The sequence below is a fragment of the Sphingobacterium phlebotomi genome (assembly GCF_008180195.1).
GTDB lineage: Bacteria > Bacteroidota > Bacteroidia > Sphingobacteriales > Sphingobacteriaceae > Sphingobacterium > Sphingobacterium phlebotomi.
On the sequence record NZ_VTAV01000013.1, the window covers coordinates 34,352 to 50,434 of the forward strand.

A 16,083-nucleotide genomic window follows, 5' to 3' on the forward strand; every position below is an offset into this window, starting at 1 on the left:
TTGAGCTCTCATCAACAAATGAAAAAAAATAATTAGATGAAATTATCACAGTTTAAATTCAATTTACCAGAATCTTTGTTGGCAACGGAACCATCAGAACAGCGTGATGAATCACGTTTAATGGTTTTGCATCGTGATTCGGGAAAGATAGAACACAAAATTTTCAAAGACGTATTGGATTATTTCGATGACAAGGACGTCATGATTTTAAACAACACCAAGGTGTTTCCTGCTCGTATGTACGGGAATAAGGAAAAAACCGGGGCAACGATTGAAGTGTTCTTATTGAGAGAATTAAACAAAGAATTACGCTTATGGGATGTATTGGTTGACCCAGCACGTAAAATCCGCGTAGGCAACAAACTTTATTTTGGGGAGGAGGACCTTTTGGTTGCTGAAGTCGTGGACAACACCACTTCGCGCGGCCGTACCATCCGTTTTCTTTTCGACGGCACCGATGAAGAATTTCGTCGCAACATTGAAATCCTAGGAGAAACCCCACTTCCAAAATATATAAAAAGAAAAGCAACACCGGAAGATAAATTTCGTTATCAAACGATTTACGCCAAAAACGAGGGAGCTGTCGCTGCGCCTACCGCAGGACTCCATTTCTCGCGTGAATTGATGAAACGACTAGAATTAAAAGGAGTTGAATTTGCAGAGGTGACGTTACACGTAGGACTGGGTACTTTTCGTACAGTAGAAGTAGAAGATCTCACCAAACACAAGATGGACTCGGAACAGTTTATCATTGGCGAGAATGCCGCTCACACGGTGAATAAAGGTATCGACGAAAAGAGACGTATCTGTTCAGTCGGAACCACATCTATGCGGGCTATTGAGTCCTCGGTGTCTGCGGATAAACATTTAAAACCAGCCAACGATTGGACAAGCAAGTTCATCTATCCGCCCTATGAATTCAGCATAGCCAACGCTATGATTACAAACTTTCACACGCCGGAGTCAACCCTTTTAGTGATGATTGCAGCCTTCGGTGGGTACGAAAACGTTATGAATGCCTACGAAGTAGCCGTGAAGGAAAAATATAGATTTTATTCATACGGTGATGCCATGTTGATTATCTAATCACCTGGCATATAATATACAAAAAGAAGAGACGCAGTGTGGACACTGCGTCTCTTCTTTTTTGAGCAGTAGGAAGTAGGGGGCAAAAAAAAGCCGTTGAGTGTGTTACTCAACGGCTTTCCAATTTTCTATAGTATTACAACAAAACTTAGTTTACTTGCTCCGCAGGAATTACGGATACATAAGATTTATTGTCGGCTTTTTTGCGGAAAACAACAGTACCATCAACCAAAGCATGCAAGGTATGGTCTTTACCCATACCAACATTTTTATCAGGGTTGTGTTTTGTACCACGCTGACGAACGATAATGTTACCAGCGATAGCTTGTTGACCACCAAAAATTTTAACGCCTAATCTCTTACTGTGTGACTCACGGCCGTTCTTGGAACTACCCGCACCTTTTTTGTGTGCCATTTTTTATCTTAATTTATGACGTAAAGTCAGATTAAAAATTCTTGTTTCGTTTTACAGGCTAATTCCTGTGATTTGGATTTTGGTAAATTGCTGACGGTGACCGTTTTTCTTTTTATAGCCTTTACGACGTTTCTTTTTGAAAACGATAACTTTATCACCTTTTAAATGAGACAAAATCGTAGCTGAAACTTTTGCTCCTTCGATAGTAGGCGCACCTACTGTGAATTTACCAGCATCTTCTGCTAACAATACATTGTCAAATTCAATACTAGCGCCTTCATCTCCTTGTAAGCGGTGCACAAAAAGATACTGGTCTTTTGCAACCTTAAATTGCTGTCCTGCTATATTTACTATTGCGTACATTGTTATTTAATATAATTTGTTAATATTTCAATAAGCTGCAAAGGTATGAAATAAAGTAAAATTTAAAAAATAAAAAGTAAAAAACCTCGTTAACTGCTAAAATAAGCCCGTACGTTTTTACCTTCTACCCAATTCATAAAGGCCCTATTAACCACTTTATTTCCTCCCGGTGTTGGATAGTTGCCCGAAAAGTACCAATCACCTAAGTGATTCGGACAGGCTTTGTGTAAGTTATCTAACGTCTGATAAACGACTTCCAATTCTGCTTCTAAATGATGTGGACGAATAATCCGGGCGATTTCCGCAGAAATTTCTTCATCCGTGAAAGGTTCATAAATGACTTTCACATAATTCTCCACTTCATCCTTTGGCATGGTAAGCGATGCTAAACATTTCTGATAGACTTCATCGATAATGTGCACCAATCCATTGCTCTTTAATAAATTAATAGCAGCTTCAAAAGCGACAAATTCACCCATTCTCGACATATCAATACCATAACAATCTGGATATCGAATTTGCGGAGCAGAGGAAACGATCACGATTTTCTTGGGATGCAATCGGTCTAATATCGTTAAGATACTTTGTTTAAGCGTAGTTCCCCGCACAATAGAATCATCGATAGCCACGATAGTGTCAACATCGTCCTGTACGATACCATAAGTTGTATCATAAACGTGTTGTACCATATCGGTACGGTCGGCATCCTGCGTGATAAAAGTTCTGAGCTTGGCATCTTTGACATTCAGTTTCTCGAAACGCGGCGTAATGTTGATCATTTCTTCCAGTTCTTGATCTGAAATCTTGTCGGCACGATTCAACAACACGTCTTTCTGGTAGTTTCTTACGTAGGTATTTATACCTTCCATCATACCATAATAGGACACTTCTGCTGTATTTGGAATAAACGAGAACACGGTATTCTTGATGTCGTTGTCTACTGCTTTTAATACTTGTGGACATAATAAATGCCCCAATTCTTTACGTTCTTTGTAAATATCGGCATCTGACCCTCTCGAAAAATAGATGCGTTCGAAGGAGCAAGATTTCTGTTCTACCGGCTGGCGGAACATTTCTTCTGTAATCGTCCCATCTTTTTTAGCTATCAAAGCATGTCCCGGCTTAATTTCTTTAACTGCTCCCAAAGGTATATTGAATGCCGTTTGGATAACCGGACGTTCCGAAGCAACAACCAAAACTTCGTCGTCTTGATAATAGAAAGCAGGGCGTATTCCTGCGGGGTCGCGCATCACAAAGGCATCACCATGACCAAAGATTCCAGCTATAGTATATCCACCATCCCAAGTCTTTGCCGAACGGGTCAATATTTTCGCGACATCGATGTTTTTAGCAATCAACGCACTTATTTCAATATTGGAATAACCCTCTTCTTTAAACTTGTCAAATAATTCCTGATTTTCATCATCCAAGAAATGTCCGATTTTCTCCAGCACCGTAACGGTATCGGCCTGCTCTTTAGGGTGCTGTCCCAATTCGTATAGCTGTTGCAACAGTTCATCTACATTCGTCATATTAAAATTCCCCGCAACTACGAGATTCCGGCTCATCCAGTTGTTTTGACGAAGAAACGGGTGACAACTTTCTATACTGTTTTTACCATGCGTTCCATAACGTAAATGCCCTAAAAGCACTTCTCCTGTAAAACTCACATGTTGCTTGAGCCATTTGGTATCCTTAGATTCTACAGGATACGCCTTATTCACCGCCGCGAATTTCTTTTGTATGTATTCAAAAATATCCGCTACCGCAGATGGACCCATCGCACGATATCGGGAGATATAACGATGACCGGGCTGTACATCAAATTTAATAGTGGCTATACCCGCTCCATCTTGGCCTCGATTATGCTGCTTCTCCATGAGAAGATACATTTTGTTGATACCATAATAGGGCGTACCATATTTTTCTTGATAATAAGACAGGGGTTTTAGTAATCGAACAAGTGCTATCCCGCACTCATGTTTTATTGCGTCACTCATAGCTTGAATTGATGGTGCAAAGGTAGAAATTATTTATAAAAAATTATCCTTTCTTTGTACTTCCTATCGTAACAAACATAAACAAATGACAAAATAGCGATATTTAAATATCGTCGCTCTGTTCCAAATCTTCGTGATTATCGCCACCTAGACTATAGTAGTTGTTTTCCTCGTCTTCTGAACCTATTTCCTCTTGGGCGTCATCTAATTCGGATCCAGGCACATCCAATCCTTCATCGAGTGAACGTGCTCTCTTCTCCTCTTCTTCTTCCTGCCCGACTCTATCGCTCAAAATACGTTCTTCCTGCGTAAATATATCTTCGCTTTCCGGATAATGTAGGTATCCTGGTAAATCTTTATCCTCGTCCTTTTCGGATTTATCTTTTCTTGAATCTTGCATAACAGTATGATTTATTTCCTACAAAAATAAACAACCAATACAGCGATTAGTTTTCCAAGAGTAACTACTTCTTCACTTCGATAGTCTTTTCATCCGCTGTCAATGGTGCCGGTGGAATCTCATCCACCTCCCGTTCGATTTCCTTCACCTCTATATGTACGGCAAATTCAGAAGGTTCTATCGGCACACCTTTATAGGTAGCATACTCCCGCGTATAAATAGCGCCTAAATATAAAATGGCAGCCGTATAATAAACCCAAAGTAAAATCAGGACTATAGAACTCGCGGCGCCATATGTTGATTCCGTGTCAGAACTTTCAATATATATACCAATCAAAAAACGCCCGAACACAAAAAGCAGTGCTGTGAACAATGCACCCGACCTTACCGTACGCCATTCTATATTGACATCGGGCAATACTTTGAAAATCACGGCGAATAAAACGAAGATGACACAAAAAGACAAGAAAAAATTGAGCCCACTGAACAAAATTACCGTAGCATCGGGAAAAAACCGTTGCAAACTATCGGTAAAAGCTAAAATAGTTCCATTAATGATCAATGTAACCACTAATAGAAAACCAAGCCCGATAACCAACGAAGAGGACAGCAACCTATCTTTAAGCATCTTGAGCCAGCCTTTCTTTACCTTTGGACGTACATGCCAAATTTTGTTGATCGAGTTTTGGATATCGCCGAATACCGTGGTTGCTCCCAACAGTAGCGTCACAGCACTTACAACCAGGGCTATATTGGATTTTCCTGAAAGAGATAAATTCTTAATAACATCTTGAATCTGACTAGCTGCACTTGCACCCACGAACCCGCGTAGTTCTTCAAAAACCTTTCCCTGGATGGCTTCTTCACCCAAGAAAATTCCAGCAAGTGAAATCATGAGTACCAAAATAGGCCCCAAGGAAAAGACCGTATAATAAGCCAATGAAGCACTGTACTTCAGACTATCTTCACTCGTAAAACCCATCACCGTATTCTTTAAAATAGCAAAGTGGGATTTAAATAAATTTCCTTTATCCTTTGTCATACGCTATACGCTAAATATCTACATGTAATAAACGGCTTGACTTTCTAAAAGTTTAAAAAACCTTCATGAACCGCATCTATACTGACCGTTAATCTTGCAACAATTTACCTTCTATATTGTTCTGTTATAACATGAAACGACATGGACATCCTATAATAAGAAATAAAAAACTGATCTTAGCCGGCGTCGCTATCCTCATCGGTGGTATGTGTATGCGGTTGGCCTGGATCTATGTTCATCATCCTCTTGGCCCGGTTATTATTATTACCGGTTCCGTTCTATTTTTAGGAGGAGTTATATTTTTTATAAATACCATTTACAATCAACGACACAAATTTTAGCCCCCACCATTTATCAATAAACAAATGAGAAATGTTATTTTTGGCCCAGCAGTTTCAAATAAACTCCATCGCTATGTTCAAAAATCTCTATTCTTTCACTATCATTTTGCTGATTATTTCCTCCTGTAATAACAACGCAACAGAAAATCAATCAAGGATACAAAAGCGGGATCAAATTCTAAGCCTCATCACTCCTCCTTCCCTTCCCACAAATTTGATTAATTTACAAGATTTTGGAGCATTAGGTGATTCATTGACGGATAATAAACCTGCTTTTGATAAAGCATTAGAAAAATGCAAAGCACTAGGTGGCGGAAGAATTGTCGTTCAACCTGGCATCTATCTGGTAAACGGCCCTATCCATTTAATAAGCAATGTTACCCTCGATCTACAAAAAGGAGCTAAATTAGTTTTCGGCTCAAATCCAGACGACTATTTGCCTGCGGTGCTAACGAGTTGGGAAGGGACATTCCTGTATAATTACAGTCCCTTTATCTATGCCTATCAAGCGGAGAATATTGCAATTATCGGTGAAGGTATAGTTGATGGAAACGCAAAGGACACCTTCAGCACCTGGCATGCAAAGCAAAAACCAAGTCAAATGCTAAACAGGAAGATGAATCATGAAGACACACCAATAGAAGATCGTGTATTTGGTTCAGGACACTATTTAAGACCGCACTTGATACAGTTTTTCGAATGTAGAAATGTCTTGATCGAGGATGTCACGTTAACCAACTCGCCGTTCTGGTGTGTTCATTTATTAAAGTCGGAAAATATTACGGCGAGAAGGGTGAAGTTTGATGCTTTCAATAAAAATAACGATGGATTTGATCCGGAGTATTCCAAGAATATTTTAATTGAAGATATTGATTTTAATAATGCTGACGATAATGTTGCCATTAAAGCCGGGCGGGATCACGAAGGCAGGAAAACCGGAATTACTTCTGAAAACATTATTATCCGTAATTGCCGGTTTAAAGGATTACACGGTGTCGTCATCGGAAGCGAAATGTCCGCCGGGGTAAAAAATGTTTTTGTAGAAAATTGCACGTTTGGTGGATATTGCAAACGTGGCATCTACTTAAAATCAAATCCCGATCGGGGTGGTTTTATCCGTGATATTTATGTTAACAATGTGGAGTTTGGCGAAGTGGAAGATTGCTTCTTCGTTACTTCTTATTATCATGGCGAGGGATCGGGGCATGAAACGGACATACGGAATATTTTTGTCGACAGCCTACGCTGTAATAAAGTGCGTAATGCGGCCTTAGTCATTCAGGGCTATCCAACTAAAAAAGTGAGCGACATACACTTCTCAAATATCCATATAGACACCGCCAAAACAGCTGTCAGTTTTACCAACGCAGAAAACATTGTATTTAATAATCTCGTTATCGGAGACGAAGTCAAAGTACCGTCCCACGTGCAATAATGAACCTGTCATAGATCAGTCGTTATTTCTTTTCCACCAGATACTTCCAGTATCTTCTTGGAACATGTTGCAGGTGTAACTTCATATTCTTGCGTGCTTCAATATTTGTACTGGTATAATATTGCTTCCAGAGGTGCTGGAAAAGTTCATCCCGTTCATCCATTGCAATGGCGACAGCCGGTGCGGTACTATCTTGTGTTTCTTCCGGACTAAGCCGCACCTCTCCTACTTGGTGCGTATCGAAGAGCAGACCGTACTTTCGTTTCATATCGTAAATAAGCCAGGGCATATCCGCATATCGCTTCTGGAAAAAATCCGAAATTAAGGGCAACACATTAAAATCAGGCTCGACCAAAGCAAAGAACAATCCATCAGCACTTTTACTAAAACGGATAAACGCCTTCATGCGATGGCGTTCGCGACTCACCTTTTTTAGAACTTGGGAAAAATACAGCACATGGTCGTTGCCATAATGCTGCCGTATATCTTTCCGACCTGTAAAGATTTGACACAGGATAAAGAAAGAAGCCTGCCAGGCTTTACGATCTTCCGAAAGAAATACCCGATAAAAATCCGTCGCTTCTGCTTTTCCTATCCGTACTTGTAACCCTCTCTGAACACGTCTTGCTTTCGGATTATCTGTGACGACTGTTCTTCTATCTTTAAACATATCTATTTGATGATCTTCATGTGTGATCGGAATAATATTCGTCTCCTTTCTTTCAAAGCTTTCAAATACACAACATAAAAAGCCCAGATATGTCCCATCAAACAAATAATACATATTAAAACAACGTTAACTGTCCCGGAGCAATCTGTTGTCGATTCTTCCTATTATTTTCGCTCAATATAGCACCTCGAACATGCTCCATACTAGGATGCCCTAGTATAAAAGGAGAATCTGCACAGTGCAAAAAATATTTTGCCCGATTATAGGCAATGCCCATCTTTTGGAGTTGATAAGCATGCAACCGACCAAATTTCCTTGCCTGTACAATCTTAAGTGCCGATTGGCGGCCGATTCCTGGTATACGAATGATAGCATTAAAGTCGGCGGTATTCACATCTACCGGGAAGAAATGAGGATTACGTAATGCCCAACTTAATTTAGGATCTATATCCAAATCTAAATGTATATGTTGGGGATTTAAAATCTCGTCGAGTTGAAAACCATAAAAACGCAATAACCAATCCGTTTGGTATAAGCGATTTTCACGAACCAAAGGTGGTGCTGAGCCAATTTGAGGCAATAGTGCATTTCCATTGTTTATGGGAATATAGCCACTGTAATACACCCGTTTCAGATTATAATTTTTATAGAAATCATTGGCGACCTGCATGATTTCAAAATCATTTTCGGGCGTTGCACCGATCACCATTTGCGTACTTTGACCGGCGGGCACAAAAATCGGTGTATGTTTTATGAGTTTCTTTTCTTCTTTAAAAGATTTTATCTGTTCATTTACAAAAGTCAATGGTTTCTTTACAGCGTCATGATTTTTCTCAGGAGCCACCAACCTAAGCCCCGCCTCTGTTGGTAATTCCAGATTGATACTCATTCGATCCACATATAATCCAGCTTCTTTTACCAGTTCTTCACTCGCACCTGGGATCGTTTTGAGATGGATATAACCGTTATATCGTTCTTCCTGCCGAAGTTTTTTTACAATCCGTAACATACGTTCCATCGTAAAGTCTGCATCTTTGAAGATCCCGGAACTTAGAAAAAGCCCCTCAATATAATTTCGTCGATAAAAATTCATCGTGAGGTCTACCACTTCCTCTACGGTAAAAGCTGCACGCTTCACATCATTGCTTTTACGGCTTACACAGAAAGCACAATCATAGATACAATGATTAGTCAATAGGATCTTTAGCAATGAAACACAACGTCCATCTTCGGTATAGGTATGACAGATGCCCGATGCCGAAGCATCGCCAATTCCGCCTTTATTCTTTCTCGTACTCCCACTAGAGCTACAACTCACATCATATTTGGCTGCATCGGCCAATATCTTCAGTTTTTCTTCAATCCGCTGCATAACAAAACAAAAATACTAATTTTTTTAGCTAAAACATAACGACAGAAAATTGGTTATTTATTAATATGCTACAATTCAGACAGGAAGGTATCTATTGTATACCAGGTAATTTCTATATCGACCCGTGGCAACCTGTAGACTTTGCTTTGGTGACGCATGGTCATGCCGACCACGCGCGATGGGGTATGAAAAAGTACCTGTGCCACCATTTTACGGTTCCGATATTAAAAAGCCGTATTGGGAATGACATTGCTATACAAGGTATTTCCTATAACGAACCGCTGTATATCAATAACGTCAAAGTATCGTTACACCCCGCGGGGCATATTGTGGGATCTGCCCAAATCAGAATGGAATATAAAGGAAAGATATCTGTTGTGTCTGGAGATTACAAAATTCAAAACGACGGTTTGTCGACCCCTTTCGAACCTATCAAATGCCACGAATTTGTGTCCGAAAGCACTTTCGGACTCCCTATCTATAACTGGCTCTCGGTGGAGCAGCAAAATCAGCAATTGCAGAATTGGTTCTTACAAAATCAGGCAAACGGTAAAACATCCGTGTTTATTGGTTACTCGCTGGGCAAAGCCCAACGCATCATGAAGGCTCTTGCCGGTATTTCCCCTTTACATGTACACTATTCCATCGGCAAACTCAATCAAGCTTACGAAAGTGTCGGTATTGAATTGCCTCCGTACATTATTATCAATTTTCAAGAAGATATAAAACATGTAGATAAGGGCATAGTCATTGTTCCGCCTGCGTTAGCCGACTCCAACGTGATCCGTAAAATACCCAATATGGCAAATGCTATTTGCTCGGGATGGATGCAAGTGCGGGGATCCCGCCGTTGGCGGAGCGCCGATGCAGGCTTTGCAATAAGTGACCATGCAGATTGGCAAGGGCTTTTGGATGCCATAAAGGCGACCGAAGCCGAAAAGGTGTATATAACACATGGACAAACGGCAGTATTTGCCAAATATCTGAATGAAATCGGGATATTAGCAGAAGAAATTAGGACAGCGTTTGGAGAAGAAGAAGAAGAAGTTGAAGAAACAGCAGCTAGAAAATCATGAGAGCCTTTGCCACTTTAATTAATGCCTTGGATAGCACCAACAAAACCAATTTAAAATTGGAAGCTATCGACCGTTTTCTTCATGAAGCCGACAATGACGACAAACTTTGGTTTCTCGCCCTCTTCACCGGAAAACGGCCCAAGCGTAATATTAACACGACATTGATGAAACAATGGGCCATCGAAGTTGCTGCTATTCCCGAATGGTTATTCCAAGAATCTTATGGCGCTGTGGGTGATTTGGGTGAAACAATTGCCTTGGTTTTACCAGAACCATCGTATTATACAGACCGGACATTGACAGCGTGGATGAATCTGATTATAACGCTGAAAGATAGTACCGAAGACGAAAAAAAAGAATTTGTCTTGCAAGCGTGGAACAACCTTCCTACCACCGAGCGTTTTATTTTTAATAAATTATTAGGCGGTAGTTTCCGGTTAGGTGTCTCCTCTAAAACGCTCATCAACGCTTTGGCAAAACATTACCAAATGGACGCCAGTGCGGTAGCACATAGTGTTATGGGCGATTGGAAAATGGGTGAAGTGACGTTCGATGATCTCATAAAAGGCCATTATACGGATACACAGCTTTCCAAACCCTACCCTTTTTGTTTAGCTTATCCATTGGAAAAAGAATTGAATGAATTGGGCGATGTGAAAGATTGGCAAATTGAATATAAATGGGATGGTATCCGCGGACAGTTTATCAAACGAGACGACGAGGTGTTTATATGGTCACGTGGCGAGGAACTGGTTACCGATCAGTTTCCGGAGATAAGAGACGTTTTGCTGCAATGGCAAGGAAATTTTGTCATCGACGGCGAAATTCTGGTCGTGAAAGAACACGCAGTGATGAATTTTTCAGCTTTACAGAAACGATTAAACCGAAAAACGGTTACAAAAAAATTATTAGAAGAGTTTCCGGTTCAAGTATACGCCTACGACCTTATGGAATGGGAAGGCGAAGATTGGCGACACAAAAGCATGTTGGAAAGACGGCACCAATTGGAAGCATTATTCTTCCTTAACCCGTCTCCACACTTACAATTGTCCACTGTTATTACCATTGATCATTGGGACGCGTTAAAAACAATTCGGGAAAATGCCCGTTCCATCAACAGCGAGGGGATCATGCTAAAACACAAAGCATCACCTTATCACACCGGACGCAAGAAAGGTGATTGGTGGAAATGGAAAATTGACCCGTTGACGATTGACGCTGTTTTAATTTATGCCCAAAAGGGAAGTGGGCGACGGAGTGCCTATTACACAGATTATACATTTGCTGTGCGAGATGGCGAGCATTTAGTCACCATTGCAAAAGCTTACTCTGGACTAACAGATAAAGAAATCAAAGAGGTCAGTCGTTTTGTCAACAAAAATGCCATCGAAAAGTTTGGTCCGGTACGAACCGTTAAACCCGAACTGGTGTTTGAAATAGCTTTTGAGGGTATTGCTTTGAGTAATAGACATAAATCGGGTGTGGCTTTACGTTTTCCACGGATAGCACGCTGGCGAACAGACAAAACGGTTGCGGATATTGACAATATTGAAGAAATCAAAAAAATGATTCACTGACTTGAAAAACAACAAGCAACATACGGAAGGCTATAACATTATTACCAACTGGATGCAACAAAAAGGCAACACACCTTTTAGCTTCCAAGAAAAAGCTTGGAAAAAATATGGCAATGGTTATAGTGGAATGGTGGTAGCTCCTACCGGATTTGGAAAGACCTTCTCCATTTTTCTTGCGGTATTAATCGACTTTATGAATAACCCTTCTCGCTACCAGAAAGGACTAAAACTATTATGGATTACGCCTTTGCGCTCCTTAGCAAAAGATTTGGCCCGTGCCATGCAGGAAGCCATTGATGAGATTGGTCTAGACTGGGTGGTGGAAGTACGGAATGGCGATACCGATATCAAAATAAAACAAAGACAAAGCCGACAGATGCCCGATGTATTGTTGGTAACACCCGAAAGCCTCCACCTGCTACTCGCGCAAAAAGGTCGACAACATTTCTTCCAGACTTTGCAGTGTGTCGCAGTAGACGAATGGCACGAACTACTCGGCACAAAGCGGGGGGTCATGGTTGAATTGGCATTAGGATTTTTAAAACATCAATATCCCACGCTTCGAATATGGGGCATCACCGCGACCATTGGCAATTTGGACGACGCCATGGAGGTGCTCCTACCCGATGTTAAGAAAAGCGTAAGAATCGTTGCTCGCGAGAAAAAGAAAATTGCCATTATTCCTGTATTTCCAACAGAAGTAGAGGTATTGCCTTGGGCTGGTCATTTAGGTGGCAAACTGGCGGAACAAGTTGTCCCTATTATTTTGGCAAGTAAATCTACATTGGTCTTCACCAACACCCGGAGCCAAAGTGAAATGTGGTACCAATTGCTGCTGGAAGCATATCCTGATTTTGCCGGACAAATTGCATTACACCATAGCTCCATCGATAGTCATATCAGGCAATGGATAGAGGAAGCGCTCAGCGAAGGAAGGCTAAAAGCTGTTGTCGCCACTTCTTCTCTCGACTTAGGAGTAGATTTTAAGCCCGTGGACACTGTTGTTCAAGTCGGATCAAGCAAAGGGGTGGCACGTTTTATGCAACGGGCGGGACGTAGCGGGCATTCACCACACGAGCTCTCCAAAATATACTTTGTTCCAACACATTCACTGGAATTAATTGAAGTAGCCGCTTTAAAAGAAGCTGTCAAAACCCAGACGATCGAAAATCGAGATCCAATGGTGCTCACGTTTGACGTATTGGTTCAATTCCTGGTCACCATAGCTTTGGGAGGTGGATTTAAAGCGGAGGATATATATCCAATGGTCAAAAAGACCTTTGCGTTTGGAGAGATAACCCGCGAAGAATGGGATTGGTGCATTTTGTTCATCACACAAGGTGGTGCGATAGGAAAGAATTACGAGGAGTTTCATAAAGTCGTGCAAAAAGAAGATCATCTGTTAGTGGTTGAGAAAAGGCGTATCGCTATGCTACATCGGATGAATCTGGGTGTTATTGTAAGCGATGCGATGATGCGGGTTAAATTTCTCTCCGGAGGCTACATCGGCATGGTGGAGGAATATTTTATTTCCAGACTGCATAGTGGAGATAAATTTGTTTTGGCTGGCCGTATATTAGAACTTGTTCGTGTCAAAGAAATGACTGCCTACGTCCGGAGTTCTTCCGGCAAAGCCTTTACGCCAAGTTGGCTGGGGGGTCGTTTACCATTAAGTTCCAATTTAAGTCAATTCTTGCGTCAAAAACTGGCTCGCGCTACACATCCCCATAGTGGTGAAAAAGAGTTACAGTTCTTGCATCCATTGGTTGCAAGTCAAAATGAACATTCGCATATTCCGGCAGAAGACGAATTTTTAGTAGAGTCCATTCATACTAAAGAAGGATACCACCTCTTTATGTATCCATTTGAAGGAAGACTCGTACACGAAGTCATGGCGACATTAATCGCCTATCGTATCAGCCGTTTAATCCCGATCAGTTTTTCTATGGCGATGAACGATTACGGATTTGAGTTATTTTCCGATTCAGAAATTGCATTAGATGCATCACAACTAAAAAAAATCCTTAGTCGGGAACATTTGATGGAAGATGTGATTAGTAGTATAAATGCGACGGAGATGGCTAAACGAAAGTTTCGGGATATTGCCGTTATCTCGGGTATGGTTGTTCAAAACCTTCATGGAAAGCAACAAAAGAACAAATCCTTACAAGCCTCCTCTGGAATTATTTTTCAAGTTTTGGAAGAGCACGATCCACACAATCTATTGTTACGTCAAGCTTACGCAGAAGCATTCAACCAACAATTGGAAGAGCCACGGCTGGTCGCCGCATTCCAACGGATACATCATAGCAAAATCATTTATAAATTTGCAACTGGATTTACACCATTGAGTTTTCCGATCAAAGTAGATAGTCTGCGGCAATCCTTATCAAGCGAAGATCTGGCAAGCCGCATCCAACGACTGCAGCAGCGCAATTGGAAATCTCCCAAAAGAAAGCGATGAATATTATTACACAAGATATATCCTTTTCGGGGGCATTATTGACATTGACAAACCAGCGCGTGTTGTTCTGGAAAGAACATAATACACTTGTTCTTTCTGATTTACATTTAGGTAAAGCGGCACATTTTAGAAAAAATGGCATTGCCCTTCCCGCGCAGGTAACGCTACAGGATTTACAACGTTTGGAACAATTGATACAGTATTTTCCCGTTAAACAAGTCATTATTGTAGGCGATTTAATTCATGCGGGTGCTAACACTGAGGTCAGTTTGTTGCAATTGTTCATTGCTAAGTTCCCTTCTATCAAATTTGTTTTAATCAAAGGCAACCACGATCGTTTCTCCAACGAACAATGGAAAAAAATGGGTATTCACGAAACCTATCAAGATTGGCGTGTAGACAGCATTTGTTTTACGCACCAAACATCTTCTATAGCCCACGTACCCACCATCAGTGGACATGTACATCCAGGCATCAGTGTACGCATGCCTACAAAAAGATCCATTACCTTTCCATGCTTTGTCGTCTCGGCACAACAACTTATATTACCCGCTTTTAGTCTGTTTACCGGTTTTGATACGAAGTTAGCTCCAGGTGATGCGGTTCGCTATGCGTTTCACGAGCAAGCTATTTTTTGTGTTCATTAGCTCCGTCAACAATTTGCATGGCAAAATTAGAGACTTATCGAAATAAACGGAAGTCCATCACACGCAAATATGGAAATTTCATTAATTTTTTTAAAAAATTTGGCACAGTGTAAAAAATACACTATCTTTGCATCATCATAATTTAGGTTTATAATTGGTTAGCTAAAGGTTTTCATTCTCCCCGTTTGAAAACCTTTTTTTATTATTCTGTAATAAATTGCGTTCTTTCCACGCTTTATATTGCGGATATCTTTCTTGGTTCCCTAGCTTCAATGGTGTCTTTTCATAATAATTCATATAAACATGTCCATTCGTTTCACATAAAAGATAGTGGATGGCTATGATCCTACTTTTATGTATTTGGAAGAACCTGTCCTTTGGCAGCCATTCACGGAACTTAGATAAGGGAATTTTGACTTTTAAAGGAACACCATTCACTCTATAGATAGTCGTTATCTCGTCATTAACTTCCAAATATACTGTCGTAAATATATCGAGAGCATATATTGTTTTTCCTGCTTTAAATTTCATTGTGCGATGACCGTCAAAAAAAAACTCAAATTGATCCGGGCGTTCTGTCGGCATATCACCAATTCCCTGGTTGCCCCTATTAACCACCGAGACTATTCTTTTTCCTTTATGAACGTTCATCCGAACAAAAGATAACACTTGTCTTAAAAGCGTTAGAATGACTGCATATTTAACGAAAGTCAAATAAAACTTGTTAAAGTTGCCCAGAAACAACTTCCATGATGCTTCAATATCCTTATTCCAAATTTGTGTCGAAACGGCGTTATCACTTTCATGTAAGAAATAATATGCGATTATAGCTAAGGTTATGTAATTTGCACTTCCTATCAAAAGTGCTTTCATATAATGCTTTTCGGAAAAAAATAGCTGAAGACAATATTGACTTACTTCGATTATACTGATCATAACTAGCCCAACCAGGGTATTAACGAACATACTTTCACCTATCGAGTCTCCATCACTATTCGCAATCTGAATAAAAACTAAATAAACAATATAAAAACCTATCTTTAGACCCCACCATGGTAAATTAAAAAAAGAAATACGCTGTAAAAATATTCGATTCATAAACGGCTAGTTTTTTTATCTATTAGATTTTGTATAGACGAATATATCTAATCTTGAAGACTTTTCCAATAAAAAAACAGTTTTTGTAATAAAAAAG

General features: G+C 40.3%; 14 protein-coding genes. 6 read left to right on the forward strand and 8 right to left on the reverse strand.

Annotated features, from left to right (window positions below; translation table 11 throughout):
* Nucleotides 1-36 precede the first annotated feature (36 nt).
* On the forward strand, nt 37-1,086 hold the full coding sequence (gene queA, locus FXV77_RS16090) for a tRNA preQ1(34) S-adenosylmethionine ribosyltransferase-isomerase QueA (RefSeq protein WP_148920267.1): 1,050 nt from the start codon (nt 37-39) through the stop codon (nt 1,084-1,086).
* Between the two features lie 148 nt (nt 1,087-1,234).
* Here the strand turns inward: queA and rpmA are convergent, their stop codons facing one another.
* The 5 genes from rpmA to FXV77_RS16115 form a co-directional block, all read right to left on the reverse strand.
* The gene (gene rpmA, locus FXV77_RS16095) at nt 1,235-1,501 is read right to left on the reverse strand and encodes a 50S ribosomal protein L27 (protein WP_148920268.1); all 267 of its coding nucleotides are present in this window, start codon (nt 1,499-1,501) and stop codon (nt 1,235-1,237) included.
* A 51-nt stretch (nt 1,502-1,552) separates the two neighbouring features.
* Complete coding sequence (rplU, locus tag FXV77_RS16100; RefSeq protein ID WP_105722005.1) at nt 1,553-1,864, reverse strand: 50S ribosomal protein L21; 312 nt, start codon at nt 1,862-1,864, stop codon at nt 1,553-1,555.
* Between the two features lie 89 nt (nt 1,865-1,953).
* Nucleotides 1,954-3,864 carry an amidophosphoribosyltransferase gene (locus tag FXV77_RS16105; RefSeq protein ID WP_148920269.1) on the reverse strand — a complete coding sequence of 637 codons (1,911 nt, stop codon included), beginning with the start codon at nt 3,862-3,864 and terminating at the stop codon, nt 1,954-1,956.
* Nucleotides 3,865-3,967: 103 nt separating this feature from the next.
* Complete coding sequence (locus tag FXV77_RS16110) at nt 3,968-4,264, reverse strand: hypothetical protein (RefSeq protein ID WP_148920270.1); 297 nt, start codon at nt 4,262-4,264, stop codon at nt 3,968-3,970.
* Nucleotides 4,265-4,328: 64 nt separating this feature from the next.
* Nucleotides 4,329-5,306, reverse strand: a complete 978-nt coding sequence (locus tag FXV77_RS16115) for a YihY/virulence factor BrkB family protein (RefSeq protein WP_148920271.1) — start codon at nt 5,304-5,306, stop codon at nt 4,329-4,331.
* A gap of 372 nt (nt 5,307-5,678) precedes the next feature.
* On the opposite strand from FXV77_RS16115, the gene FXV77_RS16120 reads away from it, so the two are divergent.
* Nucleotides 5,679-7,082: a glycoside hydrolase family 28 protein gene (locus tag FXV77_RS16120; RefSeq protein ID WP_246162493.1), complete on the forward strand. Its 1,404-nt coding sequence runs from the start codon at nt 5,679-5,681 to the stop codon at nt 7,080-7,082.
* Between the two features lie 22 nt (nt 7,083-7,104).
* On the opposite strand, the gene FXV77_RS16125 is transcribed toward FXV77_RS16120, so the two are convergent.
* On the reverse strand, nt 7,105-7,866 hold the full coding sequence (locus tag FXV77_RS16125; RefSeq protein ID WP_148920272.1) for a TIGR03915 family putative DNA repair protein: 762 nt from the start codon (nt 7,864-7,866) through the stop codon (nt 7,105-7,107).
* A 1-nt stretch (nt 7,867) separates the two neighbouring features.
* A complete protein-coding gene (locus FXV77_RS16130; protein ID WP_148920273.1) occupies nt 7,868-9,124 on the reverse strand; it encodes a putative DNA modification/repair radical SAM protein in 1,257 nt (418 codons plus the stop codon).
* 65 nt (nt 9,125-9,189) lie between these two features.
* Between FXV77_RS16130 and FXV77_RS16135 the strand changes: the two genes are divergently transcribed.
* From FXV77_RS16135 to pdeM, 4 genes are read left to right on the forward strand one after another with little or no spacing between them, the layout of a single operon-like run.
* Complete coding sequence (locus tag FXV77_RS16135) at nt 9,190-10,200, forward strand: ligase-associated DNA damage response exonuclease (protein WP_246162494.1); 1,011 nt, start codon at nt 9,190-9,192, stop codon at nt 10,198-10,200.
* Entirely contained in the window at nt 10,197-11,777 is a 1,581-nt protein-coding gene (locus FXV77_RS16140; protein WP_148920275.1) for an ATP-dependent DNA ligase, read from the forward strand. The genes FXV77_RS16135 and FXV77_RS16140 overlap by 4 nt, the downstream gene beginning before the upstream one ends.
* A gap of 1 nt (nt 11,778) precedes the next feature.
* Nucleotides 11,779-14,241: a ligase-associated DNA damage response DEXH box helicase gene (locus tag FXV77_RS16145; RefSeq protein WP_246162495.1), complete on the forward strand. Its 2,463-nt coding sequence runs from the start codon at nt 11,779-11,781 to the stop codon at nt 14,239-14,241.
* Nucleotides 14,238-14,888, forward strand: coding sequence for a ligase-associated DNA damage response endonuclease PdeM (pdeM, locus tag FXV77_RS16150; RefSeq protein ID WP_148920276.1), 651 nt, complete (start codon nt 14,238-14,240; stop codon nt 14,886-14,888). Before FXV77_RS16145 ends, pdeM begins: the two co-directional genes overlap by 4 nt.
* Nucleotides 14,889-15,050: 162 nt before the next feature.
* Here the strand turns inward: pdeM and FXV77_RS16155 are convergent, their stop codons facing one another.
* Nucleotides 15,051-15,986, reverse strand: coding sequence for a LytTR family transcriptional regulator DNA-binding domain-containing protein (locus tag FXV77_RS16155; RefSeq protein WP_148920277.1), 936 nt, complete (start codon nt 15,984-15,986; stop codon nt 15,051-15,053).
* Nucleotides 15,987-16,083 lie beyond the last annotated feature (97 nt).